Here is a 16,899-nt window from a genome sequence, read left to right on the forward strand (position 1 = left end):
TCCGGAAAGGCCTGCGGAACATGGCAGGACAAAGCTGGTCGAGAGGTGTGGTCTTGCACGAATTGCCGACGGATAAACGTCTGTTTCATCGAATCTTTTTCGATGCCCCCTGCGAAATACAGATGGGTGAGCGGGTGTGGTCCAGTGAAGTGCTGGATATTTCAATGAAAGGTGTGCTCGCGCGCCGACCGGAGGGGTGGAAAGCCTTCCCCGGTCAGCCCTGTGAAATCACCATTCATCTGAATGGTGACGTCAGTGCCATCGTCATGGCTGTAAAATTGCGCCACATCGAGACTGACCGACTGGGATTTGTGTGCCAGTACATTGATCTTGAAAGTGCGTCCCATCTCAAACGGCTGGTTGAACTCAACCTCGGAGACCAGGCCGAACTCGAACGTGAACTGAGCCATATGCTGGCGAACCAGGTCGGGAAGCCACCGGACTCATAGATCCTCCAGCGCGCTCAGCGCATCGCTGAGCTTGCTAACCGGTATCACCTTCATGTTGTTGATGGGCTTTCTGGGCATGTTGGCCTTGGGCACAAGAGCCCGTGTGAACCCATGCTTGGATGCTTCGTAGATGCGCTCCTGACCGCTGGGTACCGGGCGGATCTCGCCAGAAAGCCCGACCTCCCCGAAGATTACCAGATCCTGCGGCAGTGCCCTGTCCCGGAATGACGAGACAATAGCGGCAAGCAGCGCCAGATCAGCGCTGGTTTCACTGACTTTTACTCCCCCCACCACGTTGACGAAAACATCCTGATCCGAGCAGTGCAGCCCGCCATGCCGGTGCAGCACGGCCAGAAGCATGGCCAGCCGGTTCTGGTCCAGGCCAACAGCGACCCGGCGTGGATAGCTTCCCTGAGCCGCGTCAACCAGAGCCTGGATTTCCACAAGCATGGGCCGGGTACCCTCCCAGACCACCATGACCACGCTACCAGGGGCGGCCTCGTCTCCACGATTCAGGAAAATGGCGCTGGGGTTTTTTACCTCTTTCAGGCCCTGCTCCAGCATGGCAAAGACTCCGAGTTCGTTAACCGCACCAAAGCGGTTCTTGATTCCGCGCAGGGTCCGGTAACGACTGTCGCTGGATCCTTCAAGCAGGATTGAACAGTCAATCATGTGCTCAAGAACCTTGGGTCCGGCCAGGCTGCCATCTTTTGTGACATGACCCACCAGAAACAGAATGGTACCGGTCTGTTTGGCAAAACGTGTCAGAAAAGCGGCGCTCTCCCGCACCTGGGATACGCTGCCGGGGGCGGACTCTGTCTCCGCAACGTGCATGACCTGGATACTGTCCACTACCAGAATGCGGGGTTTTTCCTTTTCGGCAATCTGGATGACCCGCTCAACGCTGGTCTCCGACAGCATCTTCAGGTCGCTGGTGGGCAGGCCCAGCCGCTGTGCACGGAGAGCAACCTGCTGCAGGGACTCCTCACCGGTAACATAGAGGGCAGGGTGTCTCCCCGCCAGGTGACATACGGCCTGAAGCAGGAGAGTGCTTTTACCGGCTCCCGGATGCCCGCCCATGAGGACAGCAGAGCCAGGCACCAGGCCTCCCCCAAGCACCCGGTCCAGTTCCTGGATGCCCGAACTTATGCGGGACTGTTCGCTCAGGCTGACCGAGTCCAGCGTCTGGACCGCTGACAGGCTGCCGGCAAATCCCTCAAATCTGGCTCCGCGGCTGCCACCTGAGCCGCTACCGCCTGCACTGACACCGCGGAACTCAGAGATTGTGTTCCAGGCCTGGCAGGCAGTGCACTGGCCCTGCCATTTGGAATAATCAGCACCGCATTCGGTGCAGACATAGGCTGTTCTGACTTTTGCCATGAATTGTCCGGATGGTAGGGAAAGGGTTAACGGGAGTGGCACGGCTGCGGCTGAGGGAGGACTGGACCGGCGCACGCCCGGCCCTCCCTGCAAGCACCAGAAGCCGGAGCTTCAGGCCAGCTTCTTGTACTTCATTCGCTCGGGGACCAGAGCCGAGTCGCCCTTGCGCTTCCTGTGATCTTCATCGTATTCACTGAAGTTGCCCTCAAAGAAGGTCACCTCACTCTGGCCCTCGAAAGCCAGGATGTGGGTTGCTACCCGGTCCAGAAACCACCGGTCGTGAGAAATAACCAGGGCGGCACCGGGGAAGTTGAGGAGTGCTTCCTCGAGGGCCCTCAGGGTTTCCACATCAAGGTCGTTGGTGGGTTCGTCCAGCATCAGGACATTACCGCCCTCTTTCAGCAGTTTGGCCAGATGCAGACGGTTGCGCTCGCCCCCGGAGAGGTCGCCAACCCGTTTCTGCTGGTCGCCGCCCTTGAAGTTGAAACGGCCTACATAGGCCCTGGAAGGCGTCTGGTAGTTGCCGACCTGGATGATATCCTGGCCGTCACTCAGCTCCTCCCAGACCGTTCTGCTGTCATCCAGATCCCGCATCTGGTCAACATAGGCAAGCTTGACCGTTTCGCCGATGGTGATCCTCCCCGCATCAGGTTCATCGTGACCTGCGATCATCCGGAACAGGGTGGACTTGCCGGCGCCGTTGCCGCCGATGATGCCCACAATGGCACCCGGGGGAACACTGAAGCTCAGGTTTTCGTATAGCAGCTTGCCGTCGAAGGACTTGGCAATGTCTTCGACTTCGATCACCTTGTCGCCAAGGCGGGGTCCTGGCGGAATGTAGAGCTCATTGGTTTCGTTTCGCTTCTGGAAATCCTGGGAGCTGAGTTCCTCGAACCGGGCCAGGCGGGCCTTGCTCTTGGACTGACGGCCCTTCACGCCACTGCGAACCCATTCCAGCTCGTGCTTGATGCTTTTCTGGCGCGCAGCTTCCTGTTTGGCCTCGGTCTGCAGCCGTTTCTCCTTGTTTTCCAGCCACTGGCTGTAATTGCCCTCAAACGGTATGCCATGCCCCCGGTCCAGCTCCAGAATCCAGCCTGCAACATTGTCGAGGAAATAGCGGTCGTGGGTGATAGCGACCACTGTGCCGGAAAAGTCATGAAGGAAGCGCTCAAGCCAGGCGACTGACTCGGCATCCAGGTGGTTGGTCGGCTCATCCAGCAGTAGCATATCCGGTCCTGACAGGAGCAGCCTGCAAAGCGCAACCCGGCGCCGTTCACCGCCGGAGAGGGTCGCCACGCTGGCATCCCAGGGTGGCAGGCGAAGCGCATCCGCAGCTACGTCCAGTTTGCGTTCAATGTCATGACCGTCCACGGCCTGGATAAAACTTTCCAGCTCTCCCTGCTTTTTTGCCAGGGCGTCGAAGTCGGCATCCGGCTCGGCGTAATCGGCGTAAACCTGATCCAGATCGGCCAGAGCCTGATGTACGCTGGCAACCGCCTCGTCCACGATCTCCTTGACGTTCTTGCCGTCATCCAGCTCCGGCTCCTGAGGCAGATAACCAATATTCAGACCCGGCTGGGGGCGGGCTTCACCCATGTAATCCTGATCCACGCCCGCCATAATTCTCAGGAGAGTCGATTTGCCGGAACCGTTCAGGCCCAGTACGCCAATCTTGGCGCCCGGAAAGAAGCTCAGCGAGATGTCTTTGAGGATTTCGCGCTTGGGAGGGACAACTTTGCCCACCCGGTTCATGGAAAATACGTACTGAGCCATAGCTGGCAGGATCCTTTCGATTGATGACCGGTATCTGGGAAGAGGAATGTAAAGGTAGCGAAACTGCGGGCTCATGGCAATTGCGCCCGCCGGCAGTGCCGCCCCGGAGTCCGGTGGCGAAAAGATGATTTCAGGGGCCGGAATACGCTAGAATAGCGCCCCTTTCCTTTACCCGCATCCTTGAAAGTCTGGGCGCCAGACAAAGCACAAGAGGCAGCACATCCATGTTTAACCGTGATATGAAAATTGCCGGATATGATGACGAGATCTGGACTGCGATCCAGGCGGAAACCGCACGGCAGGAAGCGCACATCGAGCTGATTGCGTCAGAGAACTACACCAGCCCGCGGGTGATGGAAGCCCAGGGCACGGTTCTCACCAACAAGTACGCCGAAGGCTATCCCGGCAAGCGTTACTACGGTGGCTGCGAACACGTGGATGTGGCGGAAGAACTGGCTATTGAACGTGCGAAGGAACTGTTCGGGGCTGCCTATGCCAATGTTCAGCCGCATTCCGGCTCCCAGGCCAACTCAGCCGTGTTCATGGCCCTGCTGAAGCCAGGCGATACCGTACTCGGCATGAGTCTTGCCCATGGCGGCCATCTGACCCACGGCGCATCGGTAAACTTCTCCGGCAAGATCTACAATGCGGTGCAGTATGGTCTGAACGTCGAAACAGGGCTGATCGACTACGACGAAGTTGAGCGTCTGGCGCTGGAGCACAAGCCGAAGATGATCATCGCCGGCTTCTCTGCCTATTCTCAGGCACTGGACTTTGTCCGCTTCCGGGCAATTGCCGACAAGATCGGCGCCTGGCTTTTCGTGGACATGGCTCATGTGGCCGGGCTGGTCGCGGCCGGCGTCTATCCGGACCCGGTGCCCCACGCCCACGTAGTGGCAACAACCACCCACAAGACCCTTCGTGGACCCCGTGGCGGGCTCATTCTGGCCTGCGACGACGCTGACCTGCAGAAGAAGCTCAACTCTGCCGTCTTCCCTGGCGGGCAGGGCGGCCCTCTGATGCACGTGATTGCAGCCAAGGCAATCTGCTTCAAGGAGGCCATGAGTGAGGAATTCCGTGCCTATCAGGGCCAGGTGGTCAAAAACGCCAGCGCCATGGCGGAAGTATTTATCGAACGCGGGTTTGATGTGGTTTCCGGTGGCACCACCAACCATCTTTTCCTGGTCAGCCTGATCAAACAGGACATTACTGGCAAGGACGCGGACGCCGCTCTTGGTCGTGCCCATATCACTGTTAACAAGAACGCGGTTCCGAATGATCCGCGATCGCCGTTTGTGACTTCCGGCCTGCGCATTGGTACACCGGCGGTAACCACCCGCGGTTTTGGCGAGTCCGAGTGCCGTGACCTGGCCGGCTGGATGTGCGATATCCTTGATGATCTGGACAACGAAGACGTCAACGCCAGCGTCCAGCAGAAGGTCGAAGGCCTTTGCGCTCGCTTTCCGGTATATGCCGGCTGAGACTGCTTTTAATCGAAAGGCCGGATTTATCTGGCCCCCTGTTTCCCGGAGCGCCGAACATGCATTGCCCCTTTTGCGGTGAAGCTGATACCAAAGTCATCGACTCCCGGCTGGTCGCCGATGGTGATCAGGTGCGTCGCAGAAGGGAGTGCCTGTCCTGTCATGAGCGTTTTACCACGTTTGAATCGGCAGAGCTGGTTATGCCGAGGGTCGTCAAGCAGGACGGCACACGGCAGCCCTTTGACGAAGAAAAGCTCCGGGCCGGGCTGATGAAGGCCCTTGAGAAGCGGCCGGTCAGCATTGAGAAAATCGAAGCGGCGCTGAATCGCATTCGGTTCCGACTGCGGGCGACCGGGGAGCGGGAGGTGAAGTCGATGCAGCTTGGCGAAGAGGTCATGACCGAGCTGCGACAGCTGGACAAGGTTGCCTATGTCCGTTTCGCCTCTGTCTATCGCAGCTTCCAGGACGTTAATGAGTTCAAGGAAGAGATTGAGCGACTCTCCGCCCAGATGGGCGACAACGCAGATGCAGCGGATGTCGCCCGGGTGCTGGCTGATAACGGTGAGTCAGAAGGCAAGGCATGATTGATGACCGGGATATTGCGTTCATGGCGCGGGCGATTCAGTTGGCCTGGCGCGGCCGTTACTCGACCCACCCTAACCCCAGAGTGGGCTGTGTGGTGGTCAAGGAAGGTCGGATCCTGGGAGAGGCATGGCACGAGCGTGCTGGTGAAGCCCATGCTGAAGTGCGGGCGCTGAGTCGCGCTGGGCCGGAAGCCAGGGGTTCAACTGTCTATGTAACCCTTGAGCCCTGCAGTCATTTTGGCCGCACGCCGCCCTGCTCCCGGGCACTGATCGATGCCGGCGTTGCCCATGTGTTTTCAGCTACCACGGACCCAAATCCGGCTGTATCGGGCCGCGGCATCCAGCAGTTGCGGGAGGCGGGCGTTCGGGTAACGGAAGGGCTGCTGGCGCAAGCCGCAGAAAAGCTGAACCCCGGCTTCCTCAAACGCATGCGGACAGGCAGGCCCTATGTCCGGGTCAAGGTGGCGGCCAGTCTGGATGGACGGACAGCAATGGCCTCAGGCGAGAGTCAGTGGATTACCGGGCCGGCTGCGAGGCAGGACGTTCAGCGCCTCAGGGCTCTGAGTGATGCCATCCTGACAGGCGTGGGTACTGTGCTGGCGGACGACCCGTCCCTTACCGTCCGGCGCGCCGAACTGGGTGACATAGGTCTGGCCACGGAGCCGGCGCGTCAGCCTCTGAGGGTAATTGCCGACCGGGATGCCCGGACCCCTCCAGAGGCAAGGATTCTCCAGGGTGGCAACGTGCAGGTGTTCTGTTCTGCCCAGGCATTCGAGACTGCTCCCGCCCAGGACCTCGCCGCTCTGGGGGTTGGTATCACCGGCCTTGGCTGGCGGGAGGAGGGCGTCAACCTGGGGGAGGTGCTAGACACGCTCGGTGAACTCGGCATCAACGAGGTACTGGTGGAGGCCGGGCCCCGGCTCGCTGGCGCGTTCGTATCAGAGGATCTCGTTGACGAGTTCTGGCTTTACCAGGCGCCCATATTCCTTGGTAGCGAAGGACGGCCGACGGCGGCCCTTCCGCTCACCAGAATGTGCGAGAAGATACAGTGGCAGGTTCTGGACCGCCGCCAGGTGGGAGATGACCAGCGCCTGATACTCAGGCGCCAGCAGGATCAGCCGCAGGCTGTGCGATAAAACAGATAATTGACCGCCGGCCTGTCCTGGATAAGCCGGCTCAGGGGTATGACGCCATATGGCACTGAACAAGATTGAAGACATTATTGAGGACATCCGTCAGGGCAAAATGGTCATTCTGATGGATGACGAAGACCGTGAAAACGAGGGCGATCTGGTGATGGCGGCGGAGTTCTGTACGGCTGCGGACATCAATTTCATGGCCAGGTTTGGCCGCGGCCTGATCTGCATGCCCATGACGCGTGAGCGCTGCGAGCAACTTGAGCTGTCACTGATGGTTAATCGCAACGCTTCCGGCTTTGGTACCAAGTTTACTGTATCCATCGAGGCCGCAGAGGGCGTCAGCACCGGCATTTCTGCAGCGGACCGGGCCCGCACGGTACAGGCCGCAGCTGCCCCTGATGCCGGTCCCAGGGACCTTGTCCAGCCTGGCCATATTTTCCCTTTAATGGCCAATCCCGGTGGTGTTCTCAGCCGGGCTGGCCATACCGAGGCCTCCTGCGATCTGGCGGCCCTCGCCGGTTGTGAGCCGGCAGGTGTGATCTGTGAGATCATGAACGATGATGGCTCCATGGCGCGCCGGGAAGATCTTGAAGTTTTTGCCCAGGCCCACGATCTGAAGATCGGAACCATTGCCGACCTGATTCACTACCGTACGATGCACGAGCGTACCATTGAATGCGTCGAGCAGTACGACCTTGAGACCGAATACGGGGTGTTCAACCTGCGGACCTACCGCGACACCATCCAGGGTGCAACCCACCTGGCGATGGTGAAGGGAGAAATCAGCGCCGATCAGCCTGCTCTGGTCAGGGTTCACATAACCGATACTCTGCGGGACCTGCTGGGCGCCCGCCGCCAGGGCTCCCACAGCTGGCCTCTCCATCACGCCCTGCAGGCAGTGGGTGATGATGGCAATGGCGTCGTTGTGCTGCTGAACAGCGGCGAAGACAGTTACAACCTGGAGGACCGGATCCACGAGTTCTTCAACGAAGGCGGCTCCTCGGCCGGAAAGGGCAGCTCCGGTGTTTATTTTACCGTGGGCACCGGCTCCCAGATCCTGAGAGATATTGGCGTAAGCAAGATGCGTCTTTTGAGTGCCCCCATCAAGTTTTCAGCAATTTCAGGTTTTGATCTCCAGGTGGTTGAGTATGTTCCCTACAACCCGAAATGAATTTATCGGTCTGCCGCGGCAGCAGGCCTTGAAAGGAGCCAGATAATGTCAGATATCAAAGTAGTAGAAGGCGACTTCACTCATTGTACCGGCCGCTACGCGCTGGTGGTGGGCCGTTTTAACGGTTTTGTCGTCGAGAGTCTCGTGGAAGGTGCGATTGACGCTCTGCGCCGGCATGGAATTGGCAATGACGACATGACTGTCATCAGGGTGCCAGGCGCCTTCGAGATGCCGCTTGCAGTCAAGAAGGTGGCAGAAACCGGTCAGTATGACGCCATTGTCGCCCTGGGGGCGGTTATCCGCGGCGGTACACCGCACTTCGAATACGTGGCTGGCGAGGCCGCCAGTGGGCTGGGCGCTGTGAGCCTTGAGACGGACATCCCGGTCAGCTTTGGCGTGTTGACCGTTGACTCCATCGAACAGGCTATTGAGCGTGCCGGCACCAAGGCCGGGAACAAGGGCGCCGAGGCGGCCCTCACCGCGCTGGAAATGGTCAGTCTGTTCAGGAAGCTGGGTGAATGATGACAGAATCAGATGACACTGGGCCCCTGGCTGGCGGCGAGCAGCCAGACAGCCCCAAAAGCGCTCAACCGAAAGCCGGTGAGCGCCGCCGTGCCCGTATTCTTGCCATGCAGGCGCTGTATCAGCGCCATTTCAGCAAGAGCCCGATTTCCGATATTGAAGCGGAGTTCCTGGTCGACAACGACATGTCGAAGGTGGACTCCGCCTATTTCCGGGATCTCCTTCGGGGCGTGCACCGGGAGCAGGCAGAACTGGACCGGGTGCTCGAGCCGTTTCTGGACCGGCCCATTCCGGAAATCGATCCGGTGGAGCTGGCGATTGTCCGCCTCGGGGCCTACGAACTCAGGCACCGTATTGATGTGCCCTACAAGGTGGTCATCAATGAGGGCATTGAGATGGCCAAGCGCTTTGGTGGCACCGAGGGCCACAGGTTTGTGAACAGCATTCTGGACAAGCTGAGCCGCCGCCTCAGGCTGGCCGAAACCCGCCCCCGCTGATTCATGGGTGAGTTCGAACTGATTCGCCAGATTTTCATGCCGATTGCCCGGGCCACAGCTTCTGCCGGAGTTCTGCTCGGGCCGGGTGATGACTGTGCGATTCAGTCTCTTCCTCCCGATACAGAGCTCGCCTTTTCGGTGGACACACTGGTGGAGGGGGTCCACTTTCCCCGACACTATCCGCCGGAGTATCTTGGCTGGCGCTGTCTCGCCGTCGCCGCCAGTGATCTGGCCGCCGTGGGGGCCGATCCGGCCTGCTTCACTCTTGCTCTGACACTTCCCGATAGCAGTGAACCCTGGCTTTCTGCCATGGGAATGGGCCTTCAGGAAGCCGCTGATGCATTCGGGCTGACACTCGCTGGAGGAGATGTTACACGGGGCCCGCTGACTATCACTGTGCAGGTTCATGGGACAGTACCCGCAGGTCAGGCCATTCTCCGGTGCGGTGCCCAAGTGGGAGATGTCGTATGTGTCTCAGGGACCCTGGGGGATGCCAGTGCCGCACTCCAGTGGCTGGATGACCCTGCGCCGCCGGCGGCGGCCCGGGAACTGCTGGAACGCTATCACCACCCGAAACCAAGACTCCTGCTCGGAACCATGCTGCGTAATCGCGCCACCGCGGCCATCGATATCTCAGACGGCCTGCTGTCTGACCTGTCCCATATTCTCGATGCGTCAGGTGTGGGAGCTATTATCGAGGAGGATTCCCTCCCGCTGTCACCAGCACTGCAGGCCCTGGATCCGGACAAAGCGAAGGCCCATGCCCTTGACGGCGGAGATGACTACGAACTCTGTTTTACCCTTCCGCCGGCACAGTGGGATGCGCTGAAGGCGCTTGCCCCCGATCTGACAGTGATCGGGCGCGTCATCAAAGAGCAGGGGCTCTGGCTTGCCGGACAGGAGGGAAAACGGAAGGTTGAAGCGGCAGGCTATGACCACTTTGGAACACGGGAATAAAGGATCCCCGGCCTGCACTGAGTGGGCTGCAGACGGCGTCAGTGGAACCGCTCTTCCTCTGGCAAAAGGCGAACTACGTGAAGAAATCGCTTGAGACCGATGTGAGCCCGCTCCCTTGAGGCGAAGGGCCCGCTGTCAAATCCTTCCCGGGTGGTGAAGTACCATTTGCCACCGACACAGAAAAAACGGCTGCAGCGGAATGGAACCGGGCCTGCTTCACCGGTGCGGGTCTGGGTGTCCATGATCTCTCCTGCCCTTGGGGTATGTTTTTCCTGTCCGCTGATGGGCCGTCATTGTGTACAGGTACTCTTGATCAAACTAAATCAATCGCTGCAAAATTCAACATTTTTTTACATTTTTCTTTTCCATGATTCTGATTGGTACGTAAGTGGCTGATATAAAGACGTAATTAAAGTCTGTGATTCTGTAACACCACTTGCGAATCGCCGGTCCTGTGGGCAGAATGCAGAAGACCGCTCCAGGCTGTCGCCGTTCCCCGAAAATGTGAATTTCAGGGAGCCTCCGGATTCTTCGTATTTCAACGATATAGTGAGAACTTCATGAATTTTCGATGGCTGCCCGTCCAACCCAGATTCATCCTTTTTGTTTTGCTTGCTGTCAGTCTCGTTCTGGTGAGCGGATGCAGCAGCTCAATGAAGCGTGTCCAGACCTGGGATGGTGAGGGGGCTTCGCCGGAACAGGTGGCCCTGCTGAAAGCACCCGGAGAAATCAATGTCCGATCTGTCAACGGGCGGTCCATGGGTAACTTTCTGGTGGATGACATGGCCCTTGACTACGAGCTTCAGCCCGGGCGTAACAGGGTTGTTTTCACTCACAAGACGATCTGGGGAAAGACGACAGTGGTCCGGGATGGCGAATCCAAGGTGGACGTTGCGGTTTCAGAACCCCAGGAGGTCGTTATCAACGCCCGGGCAGGAGAAGTGTACCGGTTTGATCTGCCGGAGCTGGAAAATCTGCGCGAGGCGCGACAGTTCGCTGCCGAGCCCGAAATCCAGGTAGTCAATCAGAGCGGCGAGGTGGTAGCTACAGCCTCTTCCTGGAGTCCTGGCAGCAACCGGCAGGCAGCAGGCGCGCTCGACCTTTCCGGCTCCGGGCGCCCGGAGGCTCCCACCGGCGAGCGACTGGAGACTATTGATGCCCTCAAGCTCATGTGGGAGCGCGCCAGCGCCGAGGAGAAACGGGAGTTCCTTCGCTGGGCATTTGAATAGCCAGCACCGTGCCCATGGCTCCGATCCGGGAGTCACGGGCACGGTGGCGGGCCGATAGCAGATCACTGCCGCAGCCGCGTCACGGTTTTCCGGATAATTCCTTCCATGTAATTGAGAGCTTCATCCGTCAGCGTTGCGGGCGGATGATCAGCCCGCAGATTTTCCTCCGACTCCGCTGGCAGTTCCTGGGCGGCATCCTCAATGGAGGCGAGGCTCGCCAGGGTCAGATCGCGCAGTGATTCTCCGTCTGCGACCACATCCGGGCAGAGGGTGAAATTGATCGTCAGCTGTCCCTGATAACTCACTGCCACAATTACCAGCCCCATGCTGTCGAAAAGCGGGGCCGTGTTGTATTGCTGCACGAGCCGGGCGCCCTGCAGGTACAGGGGCACCTGTGGCCCGGGAACGTTGGTAATGGGTACATTGAACACAGGCTGATAGCGCTGCGCCATCTGCAGTTCCGTGTACAGGCGGGCGGACAGGGCAAGCATGGTCGAGGGTACCAGCTCGGTCAGCCGGTCAGCGGATATGGCTTCCTGGTAGGGCTCCGAGCCCACGGCATTCCAGTGAATCCGCCGGATTCGGCGGGCCGGGTCCGGCTCGTCGGTCGCAAGATCCAGCAGCATGGCGGACATCTGGTTGCCTGTTGCCCGTCTGAGACTCCTGGAGCGGACAGAGACAGGTGTCATGGCTACCAGAGAGCGCCGGGTGTCGGCCGCCTGCGATTCCATATAGCGCCTGAGTGTCTCGGCGCAGACTCCCAGCACCACATCATTGAGAGTGACATCGCCCAGAGTGGCCTTAATGGCTTTCAGGCGGGCCAGTGACATATTGGCGGCGACAATGCGTCGATTACCTGTTATCTGCCGGTTAAACGGACTGTGAGGCGCCGAAAATAATGGAAATGGGAGCGGAAGCCTGCGCAGTTGACGATGAATCAGGCCTCTGGTCGTGGCTTCAATGGCGCTGGTGGCCAGAGAGGCGATCCTGAAGGGTTTTCGGACCAGGTTTGCTCCGGCCTGAAGCGCCACCCGCTCACTCGACGGCGCCGGCTCCGGCCACCAGGGCCGGGGTGGAGTGATCTTGCGGGCATCCGCCGTATACTCCAGCAGCTTGCCCATGATCTCTTCACCACTGAACGCATCAATGGCCGCGTGATGAAGCCGGACGATCAGGGCGAAGTTCTGTCTGCCGTCCGGCTGATCAGCATTCCGGAAGCCATCGACAAAGGTGATGTGCCACAGGGGGCGGTCGCGTCGCAGTGGCTCCTCCAGGATCCTTGACGCCAGTGTTATCAGGTTGTCCAGCCCGGTTTTATCCCCCAGATTTACATAGGCCAGATGCCGCTCGATGCTGAAGTCCGGGTCATCAATCCAGTAAGGCTGGCCCAGGCGCAGGGGAATATTCTGGAGACGCTGCCGGAAGAAAGGCACAACATGCAGGCGGCTGCGCAGATAGGCGACAAACGTGCTGAATGCGAGGGGCCTGTCACAGCCCTGGCCGTCGAACAGGTAGATTCCGCCTATGTGCATGGGGGCGGTGTCCGATTCGAGATAGAGGAAGGAGGCATCCAGTTCCGATAGTTGCCGCATGTTGATCTCCATGGTGCTGATTTCCAGACAGGAGTATACCCTGGCAGCATGCCATACAGTCTGGCCGTTGCGCCGGGTCCCTGTTGCCTGCAGGGTATTTCAATTCTGTTCCATCAACCTGAGCCAACGCTGGAAGCGCTCGGGCTGGGCAAGCTGATCCCAGAACCACATCAGGGCCTTCCCCCTGTCATCCGTGTGGCGGGCCAGATGAAGGATGATGGGCTGTCTTGGCTCAACGACAGCGAGACTGACTAGCCCGCCATCCCTGAGCTGCTCGCGGATTCTCGGCTCGGGTAGCCAGCCTACCGCGAGTCCGGCTTCCTGGACTGCAATCTTCTGTTCAATGTTGGAGACGGTTAGTGTCGCCTGTCGCCGGAATATTCCTGCGGATCCCGCTGGCAGGTCGCGAGAGCTGTCTGCTGCGACGGCTGCCGGCCAGGGAGCTATGTCACCCTCCGACAGGGGATGGGTTCTGGAAGCCAGGGGGTGGCCGGGAGCCGCCGCATAAACAAAGGGAATTTCGCCCAGCACCCGCGTAGTAAAAGAGCCGGCGGGCCGACTGAGCTCGTCCGCGCCGAACACCAGATCGGCACGGCGACTCTGGAGCGCGTCCCAGGCGCCGGCGAAAACTTCTTCGATAAGCTGAATCTCCACCGGGATACCCAGACCATAAAAATCCCGGATGACCGGGAACAGCGCCTCTGCAGGCAGCAGGGTATTGAAGGCAATCTTGAGCCTGGTTTCCCAGCCCTGGGCCACCTGGCGGGTGGTGTGTGCAAGGGCATCGGTAGCTTCCAGCAGGACCCGCCCCTCATTCAGCAGGTAGCGCCCGGCTGGCGTCAGAGAGGCCCGGTGACCGCTGCGGTCGAATATCGCGACATCAAGGTCATCCTCAAGTTTCTGGATCGTATAACTGATGGCGGAGGGGACGCGGAACAGCTCTTGCGCAGCGCTGGCAAAGCTTCCCCTGCGGTCAATGGCATCCAGAACTCTGAGGGCATCAATTGTTATGGCGGTATGCATGTTCGAATAATCTGAAAGTGTTGGCCAGGAATCATCGTTTGAAGGCAAGGTAAGCCTGACGTTACCCTTTTCCTGTCAATCAGCACAACCGCATCCTGGCCGCGCTCGTGGCAGAAGGCGGCCAGCAACCTGTTCCTGGTGGGCAGGTTATCCGATAAATCAGGCCGGGAGGCTGTCATGGGACTGCTAGTAGATGGCAAGTGGCAAGACGAGTGGTACGACACCGATAGAACCGGTGGCAAGTTCAAGCGCGAGAGTGCCCGGTTCCGCAACTGGGTGACGCCAGATGGCGCTGCGGGGTCCAGTGGCAGGGGCGGCTTCAGGGCAGAGTCCGGCCGTTATCATCTTTACGTTTCCATGGCCTGTCCCTGGGCGCACAGGACCCTGATTTTCCGGAAGCTCAAGGGACTCGATGCCCATATTTCGGTATCCGTGGTCCATCCGGACATGCTGGAAAACGGCTGGGAGTTCCGGGAGGACGATCCTGAGCACCATGATTACGTGAACAGCGCCCGCTATCTGCATCAGATCTATACCCGGGTGGATCCCGAGTACACTGGCCGGGTTACCGTGCCGGTACTCTGGGATACGCAGACATCGGACATTGTCAGCAACGAGTCGGCGGACATAATCCGGATGTTGAACAGCGCATTTGATCATCTTGAGGGGGTTAATGACCGGCTCGACTTCTACCCCGATGATCTGCAGCAGAACATCGATGAGGTCAATGAACGCGTCTACCACGATGTCAACAACGGGGTCTACAAGACAGGCTTTGCCACAGCCCAGAGCGTCTATGAGCAATCCTGGGATGCACTCTTTGAATCCCTTGACTGGCTGGAGCAGCGCCTGGCTGCCCACCGCTATCTGGTTGGTGACCGGTTAACCGAAGCCGACTGGCGCCTGTTCACCACACTTATCCGGTTTGATGCCGTGTATTACAGCCACTTCAAGTGTAATCGGGAGCGTATTTCCGATTTCCACCACCTGTCGGGCTACCTGAGAGACCTGTACCAGGTCCCAGGGGTGGCAGAAACTGTTGATATCGGGCAGATCAAGCGTCATTACTACGTGAGCCAGCGCACCATCAACCCCACGCAGATTGTGCCGGTAGGTCCATATCTGGATTTTGATGCGCCTCACCAGAGAGGAGCCCTGGGACCCGGTTTCGGCAAAGGCTGAACCGGCCAGTCAGCAGGGTTTCATGAAACCCGGGCAACCGCCACTTCGGTCAGCAGTATGAGGGCTGTCTTGTGGTCCGAGTCCGGGAGGTCGTCAACGCAACTGAGAGCTTCCGTGGCCTGGTAGCTGGCCTGTTGCATGGTGTAATCCAGGGCGCCGGAAGCTTCCACGGCCTTTACAATGGCTTCAAGATCGTCCAGGCCGCCTTTGCGAATGGCATTCCTGATAAGCTTGCGATCCTCTTCCACTCCGTTGGCCATCGCATGAATCAGAGGGAGGGTGGCCTTGCCTTCGGCCAGGTCATCGCCAACATTTTTGCCCATGGCTCCGGCGTCCCCCCGGTAGTCCAGCACATCATCCACCAGCTGGAAGGCCAGCCCGAGATGTTTGCCGTAGCGCTGCATGGCCAGTGCCCGGCTATCATCGACACCGGCGAGCAGTGCAGCAGAGTGGGATGCGGCTTCGAACAGCATGGCAGTCTTGTTGTGGATGACCTCCATATACTGGGCCTCTGTGACATCCGGGTTCCTGACGTTCATCAGTTGCAGTACTTCACCTTCGGCAATCACCGCCGTGGCCCTGGACAGAATCTCCATGACCGGCATGCTGCCCAGCTCCACCATCATCTGGAATGCCCTGGAGTAGAGGAAATCCCCGACCAGAACACTGGGCGCGTTGCCCCATCGGGCATTTGCAGTTGTCTTCCCCCGGCGCAGGTCCGAGGTATCCACCACATCGTCGTGCAGCAGAGTGGCGGTGTGCAGGAATTCGATCACCGCGGCAAGCTTCAGGTGATCGTCGCCGCGGTGGTCCAGAGCTCTTGCTACAAGCAGCACCAGAAGGGGCCGCAGGCGCTTGCCGCCACTATCTACAATATACTGGGCAATCTTTTCAACCAGAGGAACACTGGAAGCAAGTCGGCGGGTGATCAGGTCATTGACGCGGTTGAAGTCGTCGCTGACGGGGTCGTAGATGCGCTGCGCTGTCATGCGGCTGATCCAGGTCCATGGTGTGTGGAGAACGGGCAGGAAGCGGCAATGCTAGGTATTGCCGCCGGTGGTGTCAACTTGGCTTGTAATGGCGGAGCGCTTTTCGTACAATCACGCGCCCAAACTCATCCCAACCTGCGCTCCCTGCTATAGGGTCGCCAGAGCGCCTCCCTTAGAACCAGGTGGATAAGAGCAGGGATGGGTCAATAGCGGAGATAATCCATGTACGCAGTAATTGTAAGCGGTGGCAAGCAGCACCGGGTAGTGGAAGGCGAAACCCTGAAGCTCGAAAAACTGGAAGTTGAAACCGGTGGCAACGTGGAGTTTGATCGCGTTCTGCTGATCGCGGATGGCGACAATGTTCAGGTTGGCGCGCCGGTTGTTGACGGTGCCAGAGTCACCGCGGAAGTGGTCAGCCACGGCCGTGCGGACAAGATCCACATCATCAAGTTCCGTCGCCGCAAGCATCACATGAAGCGTCAGGGCCACCGTCAGTGGTATACTGAAGTCAAGATCACGGGTATCAAGGGCTGAAGCTCTCGGTTAACCCCCGAACAGAAGGAGGCTAGCAATGGCTCACAAGAAAGCAGCAGGTAGTACCCGTAACGGTCGCGATTCCGAGTCGAAACGACTTGGTGTGAAGCGCTTCGGTGGCGAAAACGTTTCCGCCGGCAGCATCATCGTTCGTCAGCGCGGAACCCGTTTTCACGCTGGTTCAAACGTTGGTCTGGGCCGCGACCACACACTGTTTGCAACTGCAGACGGTCACGTGAAGTTCGAGACCAAAGGTCCGCAAAGCCGTAAGTTTGTGAGCATCGTTCCAGCCGTCTGAGCTGACGATCTCCGGTTTTTGCGAACCGAAAGCCCCGCAGTGCTTCTCTGAGGCTTGCGGGGCTTTTTTGGTTTTGCATTAAGTATTCTGTATTCGGCC

The 16,899-nt window shown here is 59.1% G+C and carries 18 protein-coding genes; 12 read left to right on the forward strand and 6 right to left on the reverse strand.

All coding sequences use genetic code 11. The features are described 5' to 3' along the window. Positions 1 to 20 precede the first annotated feature (20 nt). Complete coding sequence (locus tag LG327_RS08195) at positions 21 to 449, forward strand: PilZ domain-containing protein (RefSeq protein WP_404368299.1); 429 nt, start codon at positions 21 to 23, stop codon at positions 447 to 449. Here LG327_RS08195 and radA read toward each other — a convergent pair. Together radA and ettA are read right to left on the reverse strand one after the other, a co-directional pair. Then, positions 444 to 1,829, reverse strand: coding sequence for a DNA repair protein RadA (radA, locus tag LG327_RS08200; protein ID WP_404368302.1), 1,386 nt, complete (start codon positions 1,827 to 1,829; stop codon positions 444 to 446). The genes LG327_RS08195 and radA overlap by 6 nt on opposite strands. Before the next feature lie 111 nt (positions 1,830 to 1,940). Continuing rightward, on the reverse strand, positions 1,941 to 3,602 hold the full coding sequence (gene ettA / locus LG327_RS08205) for an energy-dependent translational throttle protein EttA (protein ID WP_404368305.1): 1,662 nt from the start codon (positions 3,600 to 3,602) through the stop codon (positions 1,941 to 1,943). A gap of 224 nt (positions 3,603 to 3,826) precedes the next feature. On the opposite strand from ettA, the gene glyA reads away from it, so the two are divergent. From glyA to thiL, 7 genes are read left to right on the forward strand one after another with little or no spacing between them, the layout of a single operon-like run. After that, positions 3,827 to 5,083, forward strand: coding sequence for a serine hydroxymethyltransferase (gene glyA / locus LG327_RS08210; protein ID WP_404368308.1), 1,257 nt, complete (start codon positions 3,827 to 3,829; stop codon positions 5,081 to 5,083). Positions 5,084 to 5,142: 59 nt separating this feature from the next. Then, complete coding sequence (nrdR, locus tag LG327_RS08215) at positions 5,143 to 5,667, forward strand: transcriptional regulator NrdR (RefSeq protein WP_404368311.1); 525 nt, start codon at positions 5,143 to 5,145, stop codon at positions 5,665 to 5,667. After that, positions 5,664 to 6,803 carry a bifunctional diaminohydroxyphosphoribosylaminopyrimidine deaminase/5-amino-6-(5-phosphoribosylamino)uracil reductase RibD gene (gene ribD, locus LG327_RS08220; protein ID WP_404368314.1) on the forward strand — a complete coding sequence of 380 codons (1,140 nt, stop codon included), beginning with the start codon at positions 5,664 to 5,666 and terminating at the stop codon, positions 6,801 to 6,803. The genes nrdR and ribD overlap by 4 nt, the downstream gene beginning before the upstream one ends. Before the next feature lie 58 nt (positions 6,804 to 6,861). After that, entirely contained in the window at positions 6,862 to 7,977 is a 1,116-nt protein-coding gene (gene ribBA / locus LG327_RS08225; protein ID WP_404368317.1) for a bifunctional 3,4-dihydroxy-2-butanone-4-phosphate synthase/GTP cyclohydrolase II, read from the forward strand. A gap of 45 nt (positions 7,978 to 8,022) precedes the next feature. Further along, entirely contained in the window at positions 8,023 to 8,499 is a 477-nt protein-coding gene (gene ribE, locus LG327_RS08230) for a 6,7-dimethyl-8-ribityllumazine synthase (protein WP_404368320.1), read from the forward strand. Further along, the gene (gene nusB, locus LG327_RS08235; RefSeq protein WP_404369296.1) at positions 8,499 to 8,996 is read left to right on the forward strand and encodes a transcription antitermination factor NusB; all 498 of its coding nucleotides are present in this window, start codon (positions 8,499 to 8,501) and stop codon (positions 8,994 to 8,996) included. The genes ribE and nusB overlap by 1 nt, the downstream gene beginning before the upstream one ends. A gap of 3 nt (positions 8,997 to 8,999) precedes the next feature. Further along, complete coding sequence (gene thiL, locus LG327_RS08240; protein WP_404368323.1) at positions 9,000 to 9,953, forward strand: thiamine-phosphate kinase; 954 nt, start codon at positions 9,000 to 9,002, stop codon at positions 9,951 to 9,953. Between the two features lie 38 nt (positions 9,954 to 9,991). Here thiL and LG327_RS08245 read toward each other — a convergent pair whose 3' ends face one another. Then, positions 9,992 to 10,195 carry a DUF6316 family protein gene (locus tag LG327_RS08245; RefSeq protein ID WP_404368326.1) on the reverse strand — a complete coding sequence of 68 codons (204 nt, stop codon included), beginning with the start codon at positions 10,193 to 10,195 and terminating at the stop codon, positions 9,992 to 9,994. A 411-nt stretch (positions 10,196 to 10,606) separates the two neighbouring features. Between LG327_RS08245 and LG327_RS08250 the strand changes: the two genes are divergently transcribed. Further along, positions 10,607 to 11,182 carry a DUF2057 family protein gene (locus tag LG327_RS08250; RefSeq protein ID WP_404368328.1) on the forward strand — a complete coding sequence of 192 codons (576 nt, stop codon included), beginning with the start codon at positions 10,607 to 10,609 and terminating at the stop codon, positions 11,180 to 11,182. Positions 11,183 to 11,244: 62 nt separating this feature from the next. Here LG327_RS08250 and LG327_RS08255 read toward each other — a convergent pair whose 3' ends face one another. Both LG327_RS08255 and LG327_RS08260 read right to left on the reverse strand, forming a co-directional pair. Next, positions 11,245 to 12,774 (reverse strand): wax ester/triacylglycerol synthase family O-acyltransferase, encoded by a 1,530-nt coding sequence (locus tag LG327_RS08255; RefSeq protein ID WP_404369299.1) that lies wholly within the window; start codon positions 12,772 to 12,774, stop codon positions 11,245 to 11,247. A 99-nt stretch (positions 12,775 to 12,873) separates the two neighbouring features. Continuing rightward, a complete protein-coding gene (locus LG327_RS08260; RefSeq protein WP_404368331.1) occupies positions 12,874 to 13,797 on the reverse strand; it encodes a LysR substrate-binding domain-containing protein in 924 nt (307 codons plus the stop codon). Between the two features lie 177 nt (positions 13,798 to 13,974). Here LG327_RS08260 and LG327_RS08265 point away from each other — a divergent pair, with 177 nt between their 5' ends. Continuing rightward, entirely contained in the window at positions 13,975 to 14,979 is a 1,005-nt protein-coding gene (locus LG327_RS08265; protein ID WP_404368334.1) for a glutathione S-transferase family protein, read from the forward strand. Between the two features lie 20 nt (positions 14,980 to 14,999). On the opposite strand, the gene LG327_RS08270 is transcribed toward LG327_RS08265, so the two are convergent. Beyond that, on the reverse strand, positions 15,000 to 15,968 hold the full coding sequence (locus LG327_RS08270) for a polyprenyl synthetase family protein (protein WP_404368337.1): 969 nt from the start codon (positions 15,966 to 15,968) through the stop codon (positions 15,000 to 15,002). A 222-nt stretch (positions 15,969 to 16,190) separates the two neighbouring features. On the opposite strand from LG327_RS08270, the gene rplU reads away from it, so the two are divergent. Then, complete coding sequence (gene rplU, locus LG327_RS08275; protein WP_404368340.1) at positions 16,191 to 16,502, forward strand: 50S ribosomal protein L21; 312 nt, start codon at positions 16,191 to 16,193, stop codon at positions 16,500 to 16,502. 37 nt (positions 16,503 to 16,539) lie between these two features. Continuing rightward, positions 16,540 to 16,800: a 50S ribosomal protein L27 gene (rpmA, locus tag LG327_RS08280; RefSeq protein ID WP_404368343.1), complete on the forward strand. Its 261-nt coding sequence runs from the start codon at positions 16,540 to 16,542 to the stop codon at positions 16,798 to 16,800. The last annotated feature ends 99 nt before the right edge of the window (positions 16,801 to 16,899 follow it).

Source organism: Marinobacter sp. (assembly GCF_044799475.1).
Classification (GTDB): Bacteria; Pseudomonadota; Gammaproteobacteria; order Pseudomonadales; family Oleiphilaceae; genus Marinobacter.

Coding starts and splice junctions, on each gene's coding strand:
- LG327_RS08265 (WP_404368334.1), top strand. CDS start 13,975: ATGGGACTGCTAGTAGATGGCAAGTGGCAAGACGAGTGGTACGACACC.
- rpmA (WP_404368343.1), top strand. CDS start 16,540: ATGGCTCACAAGAAAGCAGCAGGTAGTACCCGTAACGGTCGCGATTCC.
- ettA (WP_404368305.1), bottom strand. CDS start 3,602: ATGGCTCAGTACGTATTTTCCATGAACCGGGTGGGCAAAGTTGTCCCT.
- ribBA (WP_404368317.1), top strand. CDS start 6,862: ATGGCACTGAACAAGATTGAAGACATTATTGAGGACATCCGTCAGGGC.
- glyA (WP_404368308.1), top strand. CDS start 3,827: ATGTTTAACCGTGATATGAAAATTGCCGGATATGATGACGAGATCTGG.
- LG327_RS08250 (WP_404368328.1), top strand. CDS start 10,607: ATGAAGCGTGTCCAGACCTGGGATGGTGAGGGGGCTTCGCCGGAACAG.
- nrdR (WP_404368311.1), top strand. CDS start 5,143: ATGCATTGCCCCTTTTGCGGTGAAGCTGATACCAAAGTCATCGACTCC.
- rplU (WP_404368340.1), top strand. CDS start 16,191: ATGTACGCAGTAATTGTAAGCGGTGGCAAGCAGCACCGGGTAGTGGAA.
- LG327_RS08270 (WP_404368337.1), bottom strand. CDS start 15,968: ATGACAGCGCAGCGCATCTACGACCCCGTCAGCGACGACTTCAACCGC.
- LG327_RS08245 (WP_404368326.1), bottom strand. CDS start 10,195: ATGGACACCCAGACCCGCACCGGTGAAGCAGGCCCGGTTCCATTCCGC.
- ribD (WP_404368314.1), top strand. CDS start 5,664: ATGATTGATGACCGGGATATTGCGTTCATGGCGCGGGCGATTCAGTTG.
- ribE (WP_404368320.1), top strand. CDS start 8,023: ATGTCAGATATCAAAGTAGTAGAAGGCGACTTCACTCATTGTACCGGC.
- LG327_RS08195 (WP_404368299.1), top strand. CDS start 21: ATGGCAGGACAAAGCTGGTCGAGAGGTGTGGTCTTGCACGAATTGCCG.
- nusB (WP_404369296.1), top strand. CDS start 8,499: ATGACAGAATCAGATGACACTGGGCCCCTGGCTGGCGGCGAGCAGCCA.
- LG327_RS08255 (WP_404369299.1), bottom strand. CDS start 12,774: ATGCGGCAACTATCGGAACTGGATGCCTCCTTCCTCTATCTCGAATCG.
- LG327_RS08260 (WP_404368331.1), bottom strand. CDS start 13,797: ATGCATACCGCCATAACAATTGATGCCCTCAGAGTTCTGGATGCCATT.
- radA (WP_404368302.1), bottom strand. CDS start 1,829: ATGGCAAAAGTCAGAACAGCCTATGTCTGCACCGAATGCGGTGCTGAT.
- thiL (WP_404368323.1), top strand. CDS start 9,000: ATGGGTGAGTTCGAACTGATTCGCCAGATTTTCATGCCGATTGCCCGG.